The following is a 15,445-nucleotide window of genomic DNA, read 5'->3' on the forward strand; positions in this document are numbered from 1 at the left end:
AAAATGTTTGACGAGGCGGGAATCAGAGCGTAGATAATGGAAAGCCCCGCACGCTTTAGTGAGCGCCGGGGCTGTGACTGGTGAGAATTGGCTTGCGGACCGAACCAGTGATATCACTGATATCATATCGTGCTCAGATTGCAACCAGTTCAGAACCAGAGCGTGCGGAATGACGCGGACCGGTTCGGCCGTGCGCTGGTGATTGGCAAGGAACGGGATCGATCAGGCCAAATGGGTTTCTGGCAACGAAAGTTGGTGGTGTGCCCAGATCGACGGGGAAGCCCCTGAAGAAGACACCAAATCATGCTGCGGCTTAAAGCAGGCATGTGCGGGATAAGCGGCGGTCGGCTCGGTCGAGCAAGATACCCCTCTCGCAACAGGGAGCCTTGCTATCTTGGGATGGCGGGGTTCTTGGTTGCGGGCATCACAACGATCTCTCAATCAAGCAAGACCAGATCGAAGAGAGAAAATATAACAGGATAAGCATCCAGAAAGGGCACCTCTAGGAGCCGCGCCTGGTCCAGCCGAACGTGGGATTATGTCGGAGCGCCCGCCAGCACGATGTAATGAACCGACACAACGGTGTTGCCAGCGAAGCGCAACTCTTTTGCGGGATTGAATTGCTCAAGCACCAGCTCGATGCTGTTTTGCCGGATGAACTTTTTCACGTAGGCCAGCGTCGGCCCGTGCTCTTCCTGGCGAATCTGGACAATCACGTAATCGCCCTTTTTCACGCGCCTTTTGGGGTCGACATAGCAAATTTCACCGTCCTCATAGCGCGGATACATCGAATCCCCGGCGACCTGAACGGCGTAAGCCTCAGAAATCTTCGAAATCGATGGCGGAGCCATAGTCTCGTAAAGAACCGAGCCGTTCATGAGAAATTCCCCATCGACGCCGCCGACCGCCTGTCCATAGACGGGTATTTTGCGTCCCAAGCCCTCCACTTTATCGCCAATAACAGCGTTGGGTAGTTCAAGATCTCGTAATATACCCTCGGAAGTCTCGTTAACGTTAAGGGATGGTTCGCTTCCGTACAGCAGCCACCCGGCATCCACGTTAAAGAGGGCGGCATATTTCTCAGCGGCCTTACGAGACAGGTCACGGTTGCCATTTTCGTGACTTATGAGGGTATTTTTATTGATCTCGCGCGGGAACGCCGAGGCGGCCTCGGTCGGGCTGTCAAACCCGGCCGCAGCTCGCGCTTCCTGTAGGCGATCCTTCGGTTTTTTCATTCGTACCTTATGGCTTAAAAACATCGTGCAAGGTGTACGATTTTTTGCTTGCTTTTATTTCGTACGTTTTGTACGTTGTGGAAATGAGCAACAAACCTTCCTCCATTTCCGCCCTCATCGATGAGTGGGACACGATCGCCGAATTCGCATCCGCTGTTGGGTGCGGATACGAGGCCGCAAGGCAGATGCGCCTTCGCGAAAGCATAGCTCCTGGCCATTGGGGCAAGGTTGTCTCCGCAGCAAAGGCGAGGGCGATCAACGGCGTCACGTTTGAGTGGCTCGCCGAGCGACACGCCTCCAGTTCCAAAGCAGCATCGGAGAGCGCGGCATGATCTACTTCATCGAATGCAGCGGCCGCGTGAAGGTTGGCTTTTCCGAAGACCCTTGGAGACGGGTAAGCAAGGTAGCGGCGGACTCCCCGTTCCCCTGCACGCTGATAGGCGTGATGTCCGGCGACAGAAGCGTTGAAACGCACGTCCAGAAACAGTGGAAACATCTTCATTGCCACCGCGAATGGTTTGCAGCTTCGAAAGAGTTTCTGGTGTGGATCTCGGACAACGCCCTGATCCGCAAGGAAAAGACGCTCCCCAAGTCTGGCGACGAAAGAAAGCCGCACAACGAAATGTGCGGCCTGATCGTGAAGCGCGGCGAGAAGATAAAAATCGCGCGGGAATGCGGCGTTACGCCAGCTGCGGTCGCGCAGTGGCTCAAGGTGCCTGCTGAATATTGCGCCATCGTCTCCAACATTACGGGCCATGACCGGCAGGTTCTGCGTCCTGACATTTTCTCGAGCACCTCGGCGTCGATCCAATGACCACCCCCACCCCCAAAATGAATCGCGCGATAGCCGCAGCGGAGGCAGCATGAGCGACGACCGTATCAAGCCACCTTTCGAAGGCCAGCAGTTCACCAGCCATCAGCAGTGGGTGAACAAGGCATCGTCGTGGCTCACCTGCCACCCTCAGTACAACAACACCGAACACGGTGAGGTCAAAGGCTGGCGCGGCCACCACTTCACGGCCATGTGCTTCGACAGCCTTGGTCGTCGCGTCACGAACGGCGGAGATTTCCGCCGCGCCGAAGACGAAGGAACCTTCCCGGTCTGGTGGATTTGGCCCGATCAGATCTGCGAACTTGTGCGGCGTGCTCACTCCATCACCCCTGAATTCCCGGAAGACATCGCAGCACATCATGCAGTTGAAGGCTATGCGCCCGTTGAACGGGTGCAGGCAGAAAGACCCAACAAGCTAACCACCGGAGAAGCAGCATGACATTCCTCGGCCCCCTTTTCATCACCCTGGTAGCCGGCGGCTTCTTCCTCATGACCGCTGTCACCGTCGCGGCTTGCGTTCGGTCCGGTCAGATCAGCCGCGAAGAACAAATTCCCCATCCCCAGCGCAACCCTCCCAGGGCGTAGCGGGATAGAGGCTGGATCACTTCCCCCTCTGATCCAGCCTCAACAGTTTGCATGACGGTAGCGACCAGTTCGCTACGAGACGAAGGGCCAGTGACCCCAACGACGAAACACCCTCATCGAGGTCACTGGCATCTTCAGAGCCCATCGGGCGGCGGTCGGCTCTGATCTGAATAACTGGTTCCCGGCGGCGGGTGCCTGAGCGAGACGAAGGGGCCAAGGCCCCAGCAAGGGCGGCTCCTTCGTCTCCAATGATCTGAATGTCCTGTTTGGTCATCTTCAGTAGCTCCGTGAACAAGAGCGAATATGAACCAGAAGGGCGACAAGGTGCACGAACATCACGACAGCCACGTGGGATCTCAACCCAAGGGCAATTCGAGAAACAGGAAAAAGGTCATGAGTGCCGTTTTCGAAGCAAGAGACACATTCAGGGATGCCTGGCCTTTGCGGCGCTATGGCAAGCTCGACAACGTATTTTATCAGGCCGTGCGGTTCATTGCTCCGCGGGTGCAAAAGGAATTCACGATCCGAAGGGCTCGCTCGATCTACGAGGGAACGGCGCGCCGGATCGATAGCGAGGAGATGGATGCTCTAAGGGCAGCCATCGTGATGGAGGCGAAACGTGAACACGAAGAACTACGTGCCAGGCTGGCTACGCTGGACGAAAAGATTGCCGCCTTCGATGCGCGGATGGCTCGCTAAGCACTGGCGGAAGGTGGCCGGCAAGCGGATCGCGTGGGCGGAATGGTTGTTGGACGAGCGTAAGGAAGACGACAAGTGACCGCTTATTACAACGAGATAGATCCATACGCGGCCCAATGGCTACGCAATCTCATTGCGGCCGGTCACATAGCGCCTGGCGATGTAGACGAACGGAGCATCGTAGATGTCCAGCCAGACGACCTTAAGGGATATGCACAATGCCACTTCTTCGCCGGCATCGCCGGGTGGAGCTATGGCCTTAAGCTTGCAGGCTGGGATGACGATCGACGAGTCTGGACCGGCTCATGTCCATGTCAGCCGCTTTCAAGCGCCGGCAAGCAAAAAGGTCATCTCGACGAACGACACCTTTGGCCCGCTTTTTTCTCTCTCATCTCCGAGTGCAGACCTGCAGTGGTCTTTGGAGAGCAGGTTGCAAGCCCGATTGGCCTCAAATGGATGTCTGCCGTTCGATCTGACTTGGAAGGCGATCGATATGCCTGCGGGATTGCCAGCGTTCCAGGTTTCATCTCGGGTTCGCCCCAGCAGAGGCAACGGCTTTATTGGGTGGCCAGCTCCAACAGCGCAGGACGCGATGGGCTCAAGAAACCGGACCAGCAGTCGGCAGCCGGGAGCGATCTTTCACGGCGGGACGACATTGACGGACGCCGCGGTTCTTTTTGGGCTTCCGCGATCCCAATGGAAGGCGCCGACAATACCCGGCGTCTACTGTCACCCGGAATTAAGCTCCTGGCTGATGGGCTATCCGAAGGCATGGGACGCCTGCGCGCCTACGGCAATGCCATCGTCCCGCAAGTCGCGGCGGAAGTGATCGGCGCATTCATGGATGCCTAACCCACCCCCATACACACCCAGGTAACTCAAGAGGGCGGCGATGACGAACCCATACAAGATCGAAGGCCCAGCGCTCATCAGCTTCAGCGGCGGCCGCACCTCGGCATACATGCTCTATCAGATCCTTCAGGTCCACGGCGGGAAGCTGCCCGACGACGTGGTTGTTTCGTTCGCCAACACTGGCAAGGAGAGGGAAGAGACGCTTCGCTTCGTTCACGAGTGCGGTAGCCGGTGGGGTGTCCGTATCAGGTGGGTCGAATGGCGCCCTGACCGCAAGGAATCCAAATACGCGGCCTTTGAGGAAGTTGGCTTCAATAGTGCGAGCCGAAAAGGTGAGCCCTTTAAGGCGCTGATAGATATCAAAAAACGAATGCCCAACACGTTCCAACGCTGGTGCACGACGTTTTTGAAGATCTACGCCAAGGATGCGCTGATGCGCCAGGAACTTGGTCTTGAGCCTGGTCAATATCTAGAAGTCATTGGGCTTCGTGATGACGAAGGGCTGCGCATTCTTAATGGGTTTGCTCGGGCAGAAACCGACAAAAGGAAGGTTAGGTATCCGCTCGCCAATGCGAAGGTTAAGAAGCCGGACGTAATGCGCTTCTGGCTTGGCGAAAATACCGATCCGAAAAACCTCACACATCCATTGCCGCAGGGGTTCGATCTGGGGTTGGCCTCATGGGAAGGAAATTGCGACTTCTGTTTCCAGAAGGGAAAGGGCATTCGCAAGCGCTTGATCCGAGACAACCCGCAGACGCCAGTCTGGTGGCATCAGCGCGAGGTGGATCACGACGGATGGTTCGATAGCCGTGATCGCGTGGCCCAACTGGTAGAGCAAGTGCGCGCCAACCCGACTTTCTTCGACGAAGAAGCAGACGATATGGATGCCGACGTCGAGTGCGGGTCTTACTGTGCAGGAGAAGCAGCATGAAACTGATCGATCTCCTGAAATCCGGTCTCGATACCGTCCAGATAGCCGAATACCTCGGCGGCGGGGAGGCAGCATGATCAGACTCCATCTTCCTTTCCCAATATCCGTCAACGCTCTCTATGCGAACGGGGGCAACAAGCGCGGTCGGCACAAGACGCCACGCTATGAGGCATGGATTGCTGAAGCCTCCATCGTCGTCAAGGACAGCATGAGGCAACGGCTCGGGCCGTACAGCATATCCATCTGCCTTCAGGCTCCCGACAAGCGCGCCCGCGATATCGGTAATCTCGAAAAGTGCGTTTCGGATTTCCTCGTCATGCACGGCATCGTCAAGGACGACAGCTTTTGCCAGCGCTTGCTGATGACGTGGGGGGAGGGGTTGCCGGCGCCGTGCGTGGTGCTGTTGCAGAAGGCGGAAGAGGATCTGGCGGCATGACCGTTCGCGCCTCAAATTTTGAGATCGTCGCCAACAACTACTACGCCACGGAGCCGTGGGCAACACATGCGCTCCTGCGCCGCTTTCCAATGGCTGGCTATGTCGTCTGGGAGCCTGCCGCCGGCTCTCACATGATGGCAGACGTTCTCCGCAAGGACGGGGCTACCGTCTGGACGAGCGACATCGAGAACTACGGCCGCAGCCATTGCGAGATGTTCGATTTCCTATCGGGCCATGTGTCTCCGATGCTGACAGAACGCCCAAATGCCATCGTGACAAATCCTCCATACGGAAAGGGCAATCGTCTGGCCGTCCGGTTCTGCGAACTGGCTCTTGAGCGCTGCGCCGGCAATGTCGCGATGCTGCTCACTGCCAAGTTCGATTTCGGTAAGACCCGTCATCACCTCTTCCGCGACAATGACCGCTTCATGGCGAAGATCAACCTCGTCGATCGCATCAGTTGGGCCGGCAATGGCGAGACGGGAACCGAAGACCATGCCTGGTACGTCTGGGGGCCGGAACGCTCCGGATCGACAGGCCCGAGGATCTTCTACGAGGGGAAAGAGGCATGATCAAGCACTTCACCACCAAGGCAGACGAAACGCCCGAGTTCGTCGAGTTCTGGAACTCATGGCGGCCCTACGCCCGCCACACCGATGGCCGCGGCGACGCCCGCGATACATTCTTCAAGCACGTCAATGCCGGCGCAGACCCTCGCGATATCACCGATGGTGCCAAATATTTCATCCGCACCATGAAGGAGCGCGACAAGGAGTATATCCCGCTCGCCGCCTCATGGATCAACAAGCGGGCGTACGAAGACATGGCCGAATCCGAGCGCGCCCTGCAGCAGCGCGTCGTCGAGCGTGCCCAGGCGGCGAACGTCGTGCCGATTCAGCAGCCAAAGGAAAGCCCAGAGAGACGCGCCGAAATGGCAGCTCGTCTCCGTGAGGTTGCCAGCAGCATGCGGGTTACCGGGCAATGAAAGACTGGCGCCAGATCCACGAACGCCGAGCCGAAGAACTCTTCAACAAGGGCTATCGCCTCGCTGAAGATCACATCGGCATCGACGACACGGTTCTCAAGGGTAGGCGTCACACACTCAGACCCGGAACCATATGGCTATGGGCAACACAGCAGGCATGGGAACCGCCTGCACAGCAGCAAGAGGGCGCAGAATGAGTATCCATGTACCAGTCATGATGGAACAGCATGAACACAACAAGGCAACGCGAGCGATCCTGTTTCGGCCGCCGGCTGCCGTTGATCTGGAGACAAAGCAGCAGAAGCGCATCGGCATGCTCGAAATGACGGCGCGCAGCCTCCGCTTCGAATTGGAGCAGCGAGACGCCGAGATCCGGCAGCTAAAGGCAGACTTGGCCGATCGCAACGCCCGCGTCATCGACCAGGCGCACAAGCTCTGCCAGTTGCTGCACGTAGAATCGGACGAGGAGGAATATACCGAAGTCCGCCGCGTCAAGGAAATCGTCGACGAGGTTCTGCAGGACTATCCAGGCGTCACAATGGCCGACATCGTCAGCGTTCGGCGCACCCGCGACCTGATCACGCCTCGGCATCGTTGCTATTACGAGGTCTACCGCCAGCGTCCGGATCTCTCATTCCCCGCGATCGGCCGCTACTTCAAGCGTGACCACACATCAATTCTAAGCGGCGTCAAGAAGCACAAGACGGGGGACGAGCGCGCATGAGCATTCACGTCACCCCGCGCGAAAAGGAAGTGCTGGTGCACCTCAGCAACGGCAAGACGACCGATCTCATCGGCGAGATCCTCGGCATTCGAGCGAACACCATCAACACCTACAAGCGGGAGATGATGGACCGCTTCGGCGCGGCAAACGTCACCTCGCTCGTAGCGGCGGCGCTGCGGCAGGGCGTCATCACATGAGTCTAACGCTCGCACAGGTCCTCGCTCACATAGAGCGTGAGAAAGAGAAGCGGGACATGGAAGCCGCCGGCTATTACCGGCACGGGGTGACGCTCGCCGGCGACGAGAAAATCGAGGACGTGAAGGTTTCCCAAGACGGCAAGAGCATCTGGATCAAACTAGCATAGCGAGGAACGGGCATGAAGGCGGCAAACATGGCATGGTACGCACTAAGACTGAAGCCTGGCGCATCGAGGCCCTATCGGCACGACGAGCGCCTGACCAATATCGAATGGTCAATGAAGCGCGAAGGCATGGAATGCTACATGCCAACGGAACTGGCGCTGAAGATCCACCATCGCACAAAGCAGGCGATCGACAAGCGGTTTCCGCTGATCCCCGGCTATGCCTTCATGCAGGCGGTCCACGACGAGCAGAACTGGAAGAAGGTTCGGGACTGCGATTTCGTCGCCTCCATCATCGGCATCGGCGGCACACCCATCCCGCTACCCACGGCGCAGATCGATCTTATCCAGATGGCAGAGACAAGCCTTCGTGAGCTGTACGAGTATCACAAGGCGCTGAGAGCCTACGAGGAAGAGCAGCGGCTTCGCAAGGTGACGCGCCGTGTGGCCTCCGAACAGTTCCCCGCCGGCAGCGTCGTGACCATCGGCCGCCAGCATCGGCTCTTCGCCGGCAGGAGGGCAACAATCATCGCCGCGACCGGCCGCAACACGATCAAGGCCGTTATCGAAACCCTCAACGGGATGGCGAATGCGGAAATCCCGATTGGGCTTGTGGAAAGGGTTGCATGATGGTTGACGTGCTTAATTGGTTCGCGGCCGACTTCGACAGGTTTTCGTGCCTTCTCATCTTGATCGTGGCCATCGGGTGGTCGATTGGGGCGGCGAGAGGTGTTGATAGGTGATTGTAACCGTTGACGATTAACTTTTAATTGGTTAATGGTTATGGAGTGATTTGCGAGACGGTTCTGTAGCGGATTCGCCGCGTCTCTGCTGGTGCTCACGACCAGCGTTTGGAGAGCCGTCTCTAATTTCCTTCCAAAGCATTCGCCGCAAGGCACGCAGATCGTTCGGGAGCGCGTTGCGCGTGAGGCTTCGGCCTCCCCGGCGTCCAGATCGGGTTGAGGACATCAGCGCTACGGCGTCCGACGCTCCCGAAGGCCACGTTACCGGATAGCTACCGGCGAGCGGGTCAGATCAAAACGCGGAGCTTGTGACAGCCGGGAGAGAGTCCGGTGTTTCTTCCCGACCACCCCACCCATCCGGTAGGCGGGGATCTTTCAGGAGATCGCGTAGGCGATAGGGCGACTGATCATCGCCATCAATGAGGGACCTTCGGGTGGTTAAGCTCTCGGCCTCGAGAAATAAATGAGAGTGGCACACCGGCTCTGCCTCCCTAGAAACCGGGATCTTTCAGGAGAGCGAGATGCAGCTTATCAAAGCGATCTGTTGCCGCCTCTTCCACCGAAAAACATTCGCATTCCACGGCGGCGGCAAGACTAATTATCTATGTGCCGAATGCGGCCGCTCATGGACCCCGCAAGCCAAACACGCACTTCGCTCCACTCTCATCTTCATCACCGTCACTATCGCTGCAATCATCCTCGGTCTGTGGCTTACGGGCTGCGCGACGGATCAGCCAGGGTGTGTGGATTGCTGGAGGGTGCTTTGAGTGCCAATCTCTGCGTCTGTTCCAATTCTCAATGCAAAGGCAGGTAAGCTATGGCCTCTCCTGAATGGAATGGTGGCGGGAGAACCGCGACAAGCTTCGGCCGCAAAGGCGCGGCTATCACGCCAGGAGCAACCGACCTTGACCCGATCGCGAAGGCCGTTGTCATGACCACTACAGGCGATATTACCATCGTCCCGGCCGATAATGCCACTTCGGTCACGATCACATTCACCGCCTGCCCGGTTGGCTTCATTCCGCCGTATCAGGTTCGGCGTGTCACGGCCTGCACTGGCACATGCGCAAGCGTGGACGCGTAGAAAATTCTACCGGGCGTGTGCGGGGTAGATAGAAATAATATTCCAACGAGTTGTGGATTTTAAAATGGCTGGCAACGCAAACAGCGGGCGCAAGCAGGAAAAGCCCTTCCGTGACGCTCTTCGCCTTGAGCTTGCCGCTGCGGAGAAGAACGAGCGCGGTCTTCGGCTAATTGCCAGGAAGCTTATCGAGGCGGCCGAAGAAGGCAAGATGGACGCCGTCAAGGAAATCGCCGACCGAACCGACGGCAAGGTTGCTCAGGCAATTATCGGCGGGGATGACGACGACAATCCGATCAGCGTCATTCAGCGCATCGAACGCCACATAGTCCGTGCGAACTCTACAGATCCCAACGGCTGAGGCTTTCGAGCCTCTTCTCGCGCCGGCCCGCTACAAGGGCGCAAAGGGTGGGCGCGGTTCGGGCAAGTCTCATTTCTTCGGCGGCCTCATGATCGAGGACCACCTTGCAGAGCTCGGCATGCTCTCGGTGTGCATTCGTGAAGTGCAGAAGACGCTGGCCGATTCATCGAAGCGATTGCTTGAAGGGAAGCTGGCAGATTTCGGCCTAGGTGAGGCGGACGGCTTCAAGGTCTTTCGCGACACGATCGAAACGCCAGGGGATGGCGCGATCATCTTCCAAGGCATGCAGGATCACACGGCGGAGTCGATCAAGTCACTCGAAGGTTTCAAGCGGGCTTGGTGGGAAGAAGCGCAGACGGCCTCGATGCGGTCGCTCAACCTGCTTCGCCCGACGATCCGCGCTCCCGGTTCGGAGATCTGGTTTAGCTGGAACCCGCGCCGGAAAGTCGATCCTGTTGATTTGATGATGTGCGGCGACGAGCGGCCTACGGGGTCGGTTCTCGTTACGGCGAACTGGAGAGATAATCCCTGGCTCACTGCTGAACTGGAGCAGGAGCGTCTGGACTGCCTTCGCATGCAGCCGGATCAATACGACCACATCTGGGAGGGCGGCTATTTGAGCGTTGCTTCCGGCGCCTATTTCGCCAGACATCTCGCCGACGCCAAGAACGAGGGCCGCATTGGTCGCGTAGCTGCTGACCCGCTCATGACCATCCGCCTGATCTGTGATATCGGCGGCACTGGTGCAAAGGCCGACGCCTTCACGATCTGGGCCTGCCAATTCATCGGCAAGGAAATCCGCTGGCTCAACTATTACGAGGCTGTGGGCCAGCCTCTTGCCGCTCATCTCAACTGGTGCCGCTCGAAAGGCTACACGCCGGACAAGGCGCAGTTCTGGTTGCCGCATGACGGCTCGACCAACGACAAGGTTTACGACGTCTCCTACGAGAGCGCGCTGAGAGACGCTGGCTATCAGGTGACGGTCGTTCCGAACCAGGGCAAGGGCGCCGCATCCGCCCGCATCGAGGCTGCAAGGCGGCTTTTCCCCAGCATGTGGTTCAACGAAGAAACCACGGAAGCAGGTCGCGCGGCGCTTGGCTGGTATCACGAGAAGAAAGACGACGCCCGCGGCATCGGCCTCGGTCCCGAGCATGACTGGGCATCGCACGGCGCCGATGGCTTCGGCCTCGGCTGCGTCGTCTACGAAGAGCCCATGGCGAAGAAGAAACGAGACCCGCGCGCTTCAGGCGCAGGAGCATGGATGTCCTGATGGCCAAGATCATAGGCGTTGATTTCAAAGCTGGTGACGATGCGGCCGAGCAGGAAGCAAGGGCCGCTCTTCGCGCCAAGTGGGGAAATGCCGCTTACCGTGAGCGTATCTCCGAAGCCGGCCGCTTCAAGTCAATCGAATGGATAGCTGTTGATGGCTGAAGAGAAGACCAGCGACCTGCTTGCAAAGGGCAGAACGGCTTTCGAGCGCTGCCAGGATGCGGAGCAGGAAAACCGTCTGTGCGCCCTCGACGATATCCGTTTCTCGCGCCTTGACGACCAATGGCCCGACAACATCATCAAGCAGCGCGACATCGAGCAGCGTCCGCACCTGACCATCAACAAGATGCCGGCGTTCATCCGGCAGGTCGTCAACGATGCTCGCCAGAACAAGCCATCGATCAAGGTCCATCCGGTCGATAGCGGCGCCGACCCGAAGACGGCCGAGATCATCAACGGGCTGATCCGCAACATCGAATACACGTCGAATGCTGACGTTGCCTATGACACGGCGATTGAGGCGAGCGTTGCCGGCGGCTTCGGCTACTGGCGTGTCGGCATGGATTACGCTTACGACGACACCTTCGACATGGATCTGTCGATCGAGCGCGTTGCCAACCAGTTTTCGGTCTACGGCGACCCTGACAGCATGTCAGCGGATTCCTCCGACTGGAATGTGGCGTTCGTGGTCGAGCCGATGCGCAAGGCTGAGTTCGAAGCCAAGTACGGCGACAAGACGAACTCTGACGGCGGCAAGGTTGATGTGGACTTCGCCAGCGATGCCTGGAGCGAAGCAGGCATCTGGCTCAACGACGAAACGGTGATGATTGCCGAATGGTGGCGCCGTGAGGAAGTCGAGCGGGAAATCGTCAAATGCTCGAATGGCTACGTCTACGACAAGGAGGAATTCGAGAACGATCCTGACCTGCAGGCTGCTGTTCAGGCTGGCATTCTCCAGATCGTCGGCTCTCGCGCCACGAAATCGCACAAGGTCACGCAAGTCATCATGAGCGGCGCCGATGTGCTGGAGGTCAACCCCTGGCCCGGTCGCTATATCCCGATCATCCCAGTCTATGGGGATGAGATCATCGTCGAGGGCAAGCGGTATCTCCGCAGCCTCATTCACAATGCCAAAGATGCGCAGCGCATGTTCAACTATTGGCGCACGACGAGCACCGAGCTTGTTGCGCTCGCGCCTCGTGTGCCGTGGATCGGCCGCGTCGGCACGTTCAACACGGATTCCGCCAATTGGGCGACGGCAAACACGACGAGCCATGCCTATCTTGAATACGACCAAGAACCCCCGCAGCGCCAGCCCCTCGATGTCGGGCCGGCCGCAGGAGCTCTGCAGGAGGCGCTGAACGCTTCCGACGACATGAAGGCCATCATCGGCATCTATGACGCATCGTTGGGCGCCAGGTCGAACGAGACGAGCGGCAAGGCCATCATGGCCCGCCAGCGCGAAGGCGATGTTGCAACGTTCCACTTCATCGACAACCTGTCGCGCGCCATCCGCCACACCGGACGCGTCCTGATTGACCTCATCCCGAAGGTCTACAGCGACGAGCGCATTATCCGCGTGCTTGGCGAAGACGGCTCTCCCAAGTCTGTCCAGATCAACGGGCAGCAGCCCGCGCAGACGATGGGATCGGATGGTCAACCCGAGATGGACAAGGAAGGCAATCCGGTCCTGGCGATCCACGATCTAACCGCCGGCAAGTACGATCTGACCGTCACCACCGGCCCGAGCTTCACCACACGGCGCGAGGAAGCCGCGATGCAGATGACGGAGTTTGTTCGCGCCTTCCCGGCCGCCGCTCCGGTCATCGGCGATATCCTGGCGATGAACCTGGACTGGCCTGGCGCCGACGAGATTGCCGAACGCCTCAAGTCGATCAACCCGGCGCTCCAGAACAAGGGCTTGCCGCCTGAAGTGCAGCAGATGATCCAACAGGGCCAGCAGGCCATTCAGGAGCTGACGCAGAAAGTTCAGGCGCTCGAAGCTGACAAGTCAGTTGACGAGTTCAACGCACGAACCGAGCGGATTAAGGTTGAAGGTGATCTAGCCAACGATCGTTCCAAGATTTCGGTCGATGCGCGCACGAAGATGGCAACACACGCCATGTCAGTCGATCAAAAGGCCAATCAGGCCGCACAAGCTCCCACGCGCCAAGGGTAAGCGGCGCTCTTTTCTCTCACCAAACCAGCGATGGAGTGAACCTCGATGACAGAGGCTTTGACGGCTATTGCCGATGCACAGGCTATGCCTGCAGGCGGAGCGCAGCAGCAAGAAGCAGGAAATGCCAGTGAAGCCCCGGCCGAACTGGAGAATGAAACCGAGGTCGTAGAAGGCGACGAGCAGGAAGGCGATGGCGAACCGCTTGAACCGGAACTGATCGATGTCGAATACGAAGGAAAGATCCACAAGCTGCCGCCTGAACTGAAGGACGCTCTCCTTCGCACGGCGGATTACACGCGCAAGACGCAGGAAGTGGCCGAACAGCGCAAAGCGGTCGAAGCCAAACAGGCGGAAGCCGCGGCAGCGTATCAGACTTCTCAGGATGTCATTGAGGCGCGAGCCCACGTCATCAACATCGACAACCAGTTGAAGCAGTACGAAGACGTCAACTGGCAGCAGCTGGAGCAGGAAGACCCCATGGCGGCCATGTCGCACTGGCGTCAATACCAGCAGCTCCAGCAGCAGCGCGGTCAGGTCGCTCAATACCTCGACAAGACGCAAAACGAACTGTCCGAGAAAGCGAAACAGGCAACTGCAGGTCGCCTTCGGGAAACACGCGAGTTTGCGGAAAAGGAACTCAAGGGCTGGACGCCCGATCTGGATAACAAGATCACGGAATTTGCGACCAAGGATCTCGGCTTCACCGTCGATGGCCTCCGCGACGCCTACACGCCGCAGGTCTACAAGACCCTTTATCTTGCCCACATCGGCCATCTCGCTCTCCAGAAGCAAACAGCGGCCCCCAAGCCCGCGCAAACGGCAACGCAACCCCTCAACAAGGTCACAGCACGAGCAAACCCGCCTTTCGCGGGCCTCGACGATCGCTTGACCGCCGACGAGTGGCTGAAACGCCGAAACGCGCAGGTCTCCAAAAAGGGCTGATTTCCCAACACCGGCCGATATCGGCCAAGGAGACTTGAATGTCCAACACAATCCTTACCCCCACTGCGGTGACGCGAGAAGCGCTCCGCATTCTGCACCAGAAGCTGAATTTCATTGGCTCGATCAACCGCCAGTACGATGACAGCTTCGCCAAGTCCGGCGCCAAGATCGGCGACACCCTGAAGATCCGCATGCCGAACCGCTACACAGTGCGTACCGGCAAGACGATCGCCACTCAGGATACCGCAGAAGACAGCCAGAACCTGCAGGTCGCCACCCAGAAGGGTGTTGACGTTAACTTCTCGTCTGCGGAACTCACCCTTTCGCTCGACGACTTCTCCAAGCGCATCCTGGAGCCGGCAATGGCCGTCCTGGCTGCGAACGTCGAATATGATGCCATGTCGATGTTCAAGGACGTCTACAACGCCATCTGGACGCCGGCTTCCACGCTTGCATACAACGACGTGCTCTCGGGCCGCGTTCTGATGCAGCGCGGTCTTGCCCCGCTGAACGATCGCAGCGCCAACCTGAACTCCCTCGACATGTCCACCCTGGTCAAGGACACCAAGACTTTGTTCAACGACCAGGCTCAAGTGTCCAAGCAGTACAAGGAAGGCTACATGGGTCGGGCCGCCGGCTACGACTTCATGGAAAACACGCTGTGGCCTGGCTATACCCGCGGTGCGGCTGACGCCAACTACGTCGTGAACACCTCTACCGGCATTACGTCGGCCTCTGCGACGATCGCGGTGACGGCAGGCACCGGAACGCTGCTCAAGGGCGACATCATCACCATCGTCGGCGTCAACAGCGTTCATCCGGAAACCAAGGTCGATAACGGCGTTCTACAGCAGTTCGTCATCACGGCCGACTATGCCGGCGGCGCGGGCAACATCACTGTTTCCCCAACCCCGATCACCTCGGGCGCCAAGCAGAACGTCGTCATCAACTCGGCAGGCGCTGGCAAGGCCGTCGTTGTCGCCGGTACTGCATCGGGCCAGGACACCACGTCCATGCTCTATCAGGAAGACGCGTTCACCTTCGCAACGGCCGATCTGGTGATGCCTGGCGGCGTGGATTTCGCTCGTCGCGAAGTTCAGGACGGCATCTCGCTGCGTATCGTGCGTCAGTACGACATCAACAACGACAACCTGCCGTGCCGCATTGACGTTCTCTACGGCTACAAGACGCTTCGCCCCGAATGGGCGACCCGTCTGCACTTCAACTAAG

General features: G+C 58.6%; 23 protein-coding genes. 22 read left to right on the plus strand and 1 reads right to left on the minus strand.

Features of this window, described 5'->3' with window-relative positions:
- Nucleotides 1–536 precede the first annotated feature (536 nt).
- Nucleotides 537–1,235 carry a LexA family transcriptional regulator gene (locus AF337_RS16260; RefSeq protein WP_049732905.1) on the minus strand — a complete coding sequence of 233 codons (699 nt, stop codon included), beginning with the start codon at nt 1,233–1,235 and terminating at the stop codon, nt 537–539.
- Nucleotides 1,236–1,267: 32 nt separating this feature from the next.
- Between AF337_RS16260 and AF337_RS16265 the strand changes: the two genes are divergently transcribed.
- The 22 genes from AF337_RS16265 to AF337_RS16360 all read left to right on the plus strand — a co-directional run bounded on the left by AF337_RS16265 (nt 1,268) and on the right by AF337_RS16360 (nt 15,444).
- Entirely contained in the window at nt 1,268–1,567 is a 300-nt protein-coding gene (locus tag AF337_RS16265; protein WP_244471271.1) for a hypothetical protein, read from the plus strand.
- Nucleotides 1,564–2,049 (plus strand): YdaS family helix-turn-helix protein, encoded by a 486-nt coding sequence (locus AF337_RS16270; protein ID WP_049732839.1) that lies wholly within the window; start codon nt 1,564–1,566, stop codon nt 2,047–2,049. The genes AF337_RS16265 and AF337_RS16270 overlap by 4 nt, the downstream gene beginning before the upstream one ends.
- A 49-nt stretch (nt 2,050–2,098) precedes the next feature.
- Nucleotides 2,099–2,506 (plus strand): hypothetical protein, encoded by a 408-nt coding sequence (locus AF337_RS16275; RefSeq protein ID WP_244471272.1) that lies wholly within the window; start codon nt 2,099–2,101, stop codon nt 2,504–2,506.
- Nucleotides 2,503–2,652 carry a hypothetical protein gene (locus AF337_RS43275; protein WP_160320319.1) on the plus strand — a complete coding sequence of 50 codons (150 nt, stop codon included), beginning with the start codon at nt 2,503–2,505 and terminating at the stop codon, nt 2,650–2,652. The genes AF337_RS16275 and AF337_RS43275 overlap by 4 nt, the downstream gene beginning before the upstream one ends.
- Nucleotides 2,653–2,955: 303 nt before the next feature.
- Nucleotides 2,956–3,351, plus strand: a complete 396-nt coding sequence (locus AF337_RS16285) for a hypothetical protein (protein WP_342028438.1) — start codon at nt 2,956–2,958, stop codon at nt 3,349–3,351.
- 75 nt (nt 3,352–3,426) lie between these two features.
- Nucleotides 3,427–4,203, plus strand: coding sequence for a DNA cytosine methyltransferase (locus AF337_RS16290; protein WP_049732842.1), 777 nt, complete (start codon nt 3,427–3,429; stop codon nt 4,201–4,203).
- 40 nt (nt 4,204–4,243) lie between these two features.
- The gene (locus tag AF337_RS16295) at nt 4,244–5,134 is read left to right on the plus strand and encodes an adenine nucleotide alpha hydrolase family protein (RefSeq protein ID WP_049732843.1); all 891 of its coding nucleotides are present in this window, start codon (nt 4,244–4,246) and stop codon (nt 5,132–5,134) included.
- Between the two features lie 73 nt (nt 5,135–5,207).
- On the plus strand, nt 5,208–5,570 hold the full coding sequence (locus AF337_RS16300; RefSeq protein ID WP_049732844.1) for a RusA family crossover junction endodeoxyribonuclease: 363 nt from the start codon (nt 5,208–5,210) through the stop codon (nt 5,568–5,570).
- Nucleotides 5,567–6,142, plus strand: coding sequence for a hypothetical protein (locus tag AF337_RS16305; RefSeq protein WP_049732845.1), 576 nt, complete (start codon nt 5,567–5,569; stop codon nt 6,140–6,142). The genes AF337_RS16300 and AF337_RS16305 overlap by 4 nt, the downstream gene beginning before the upstream one ends.
- Nucleotides 6,139–6,555, plus strand: coding sequence for a hypothetical protein (locus AF337_RS16310; RefSeq protein ID WP_049732846.1), 417 nt, complete (start codon nt 6,139–6,141; stop codon nt 6,553–6,555). The genes AF337_RS16305 and AF337_RS16310 overlap by 4 nt, the downstream gene beginning before the upstream one ends.
- Complete coding sequence (locus tag AF337_RS43280; RefSeq protein ID WP_049732847.1) at nt 6,552–6,752, plus strand: hypothetical protein; 201 nt, start codon at nt 6,552–6,554, stop codon at nt 6,750–6,752. Before AF337_RS16310 ends, AF337_RS43280 begins: the two co-directional genes overlap by 4 nt.
- Nucleotides 6,749–7,279 carry a helix-turn-helix domain-containing protein gene (locus AF337_RS16320; protein ID WP_160320320.1) on the plus strand — a complete coding sequence of 177 codons (531 nt, stop codon included), beginning with the start codon at nt 6,749–6,751 and terminating at the stop codon, nt 7,277–7,279. The genes AF337_RS43280 and AF337_RS16320 overlap by 4 nt, the downstream gene beginning before the upstream one ends.
- A complete protein-coding gene (locus AF337_RS16325) occupies nt 7,276–7,476 on the plus strand; it encodes a response regulator transcription factor (RefSeq protein WP_049732849.1) in 201 nt (66 codons plus the stop codon). The genes AF337_RS16320 and AF337_RS16325 overlap by 4 nt, the downstream gene beginning before the upstream one ends.
- Before the next feature lie 179 nt (nt 7,477–7,655).
- A complete protein-coding gene (nusG, locus tag AF337_RS16330; protein WP_049732850.1) occupies nt 7,656–8,270 on the plus strand; it encodes a transcription termination/antitermination protein NusG in 615 nt (204 codons plus the stop codon).
- A 634-nt stretch (nt 8,271–8,904) separates the two neighbouring features.
- Nucleotides 8,905–9,150 carry a hypothetical protein gene (locus AF337_RS16335; protein WP_049732851.1) on the plus strand — a complete coding sequence of 82 codons (246 nt, stop codon included), beginning with the start codon at nt 8,905–8,907 and terminating at the stop codon, nt 9,148–9,150.
- Between the two features lie 50 nt (nt 9,151–9,200).
- A complete protein-coding gene (locus AF337_RS46515) occupies nt 9,201–9,467 on the plus strand; it encodes a spike base protein, RCAP_Rcc01079 family (RefSeq protein ID WP_425287893.1) in 267 nt (88 codons plus the stop codon).
- Nucleotides 9,468–9,531: 64 nt separating this feature from the next.
- Nucleotides 9,532–9,825 carry a hypothetical protein gene (locus AF337_RS16340; RefSeq protein WP_049732852.1) on the plus strand — a complete coding sequence of 98 codons (294 nt, stop codon included), beginning with the start codon at nt 9,532–9,534 and terminating at the stop codon, nt 9,823–9,825.
- Entirely contained in the window at nt 9,797–11,095 is a 1,299-nt protein-coding gene (locus AF337_RS16345) for a PBSX family phage terminase large subunit (RefSeq protein ID WP_049732853.1), read from the plus strand. Before AF337_RS16340 ends, AF337_RS16345 begins: the two co-directional genes overlap by 29 nt.
- Nucleotides 11,095–11,256: a hypothetical protein gene (locus tag AF337_RS43285; protein WP_160320321.1), complete on the plus strand. Its 162-nt coding sequence runs from the start codon at nt 11,095–11,097 to the stop codon at nt 11,254–11,256. The genes AF337_RS16345 and AF337_RS43285 overlap by 1 nt, the downstream gene beginning before the upstream one ends.
- A complete protein-coding gene (locus AF337_RS16350) occupies nt 11,249–13,273 on the plus strand; it encodes a portal protein (RefSeq protein WP_049732854.1) in 2,025 nt (674 codons plus the stop codon). Before AF337_RS43285 ends, AF337_RS16350 begins: the two co-directional genes overlap by 8 nt.
- A gap of 45 nt (nt 13,274–13,318) precedes the next feature.
- Nucleotides 13,319–14,215: a hypothetical protein gene (locus AF337_RS16355; RefSeq protein ID WP_049732855.1), complete on the plus strand. Its 897-nt coding sequence runs from the start codon at nt 13,319–13,321 to the stop codon at nt 14,213–14,215.
- Between the two features lie 38 nt (nt 14,216–14,253).
- On the plus strand, nt 14,254–15,444 hold the full coding sequence (locus AF337_RS16360; RefSeq protein WP_049732856.1) for a P22 phage major capsid protein family protein: 1,191 nt from the start codon (nt 14,254–14,256) through the stop codon (nt 15,442–15,444).
- Nucleotide 15,445: the final 1 nt, after the last annotated feature.

Source organism: Rhizobium ecuadorense, from assembly GCF_001187535.1.
GTDB lineage: Bacteria > Pseudomonadota > Alphaproteobacteria > Rhizobiales > Rhizobiaceae > Rhizobium > Rhizobium ecuadorense.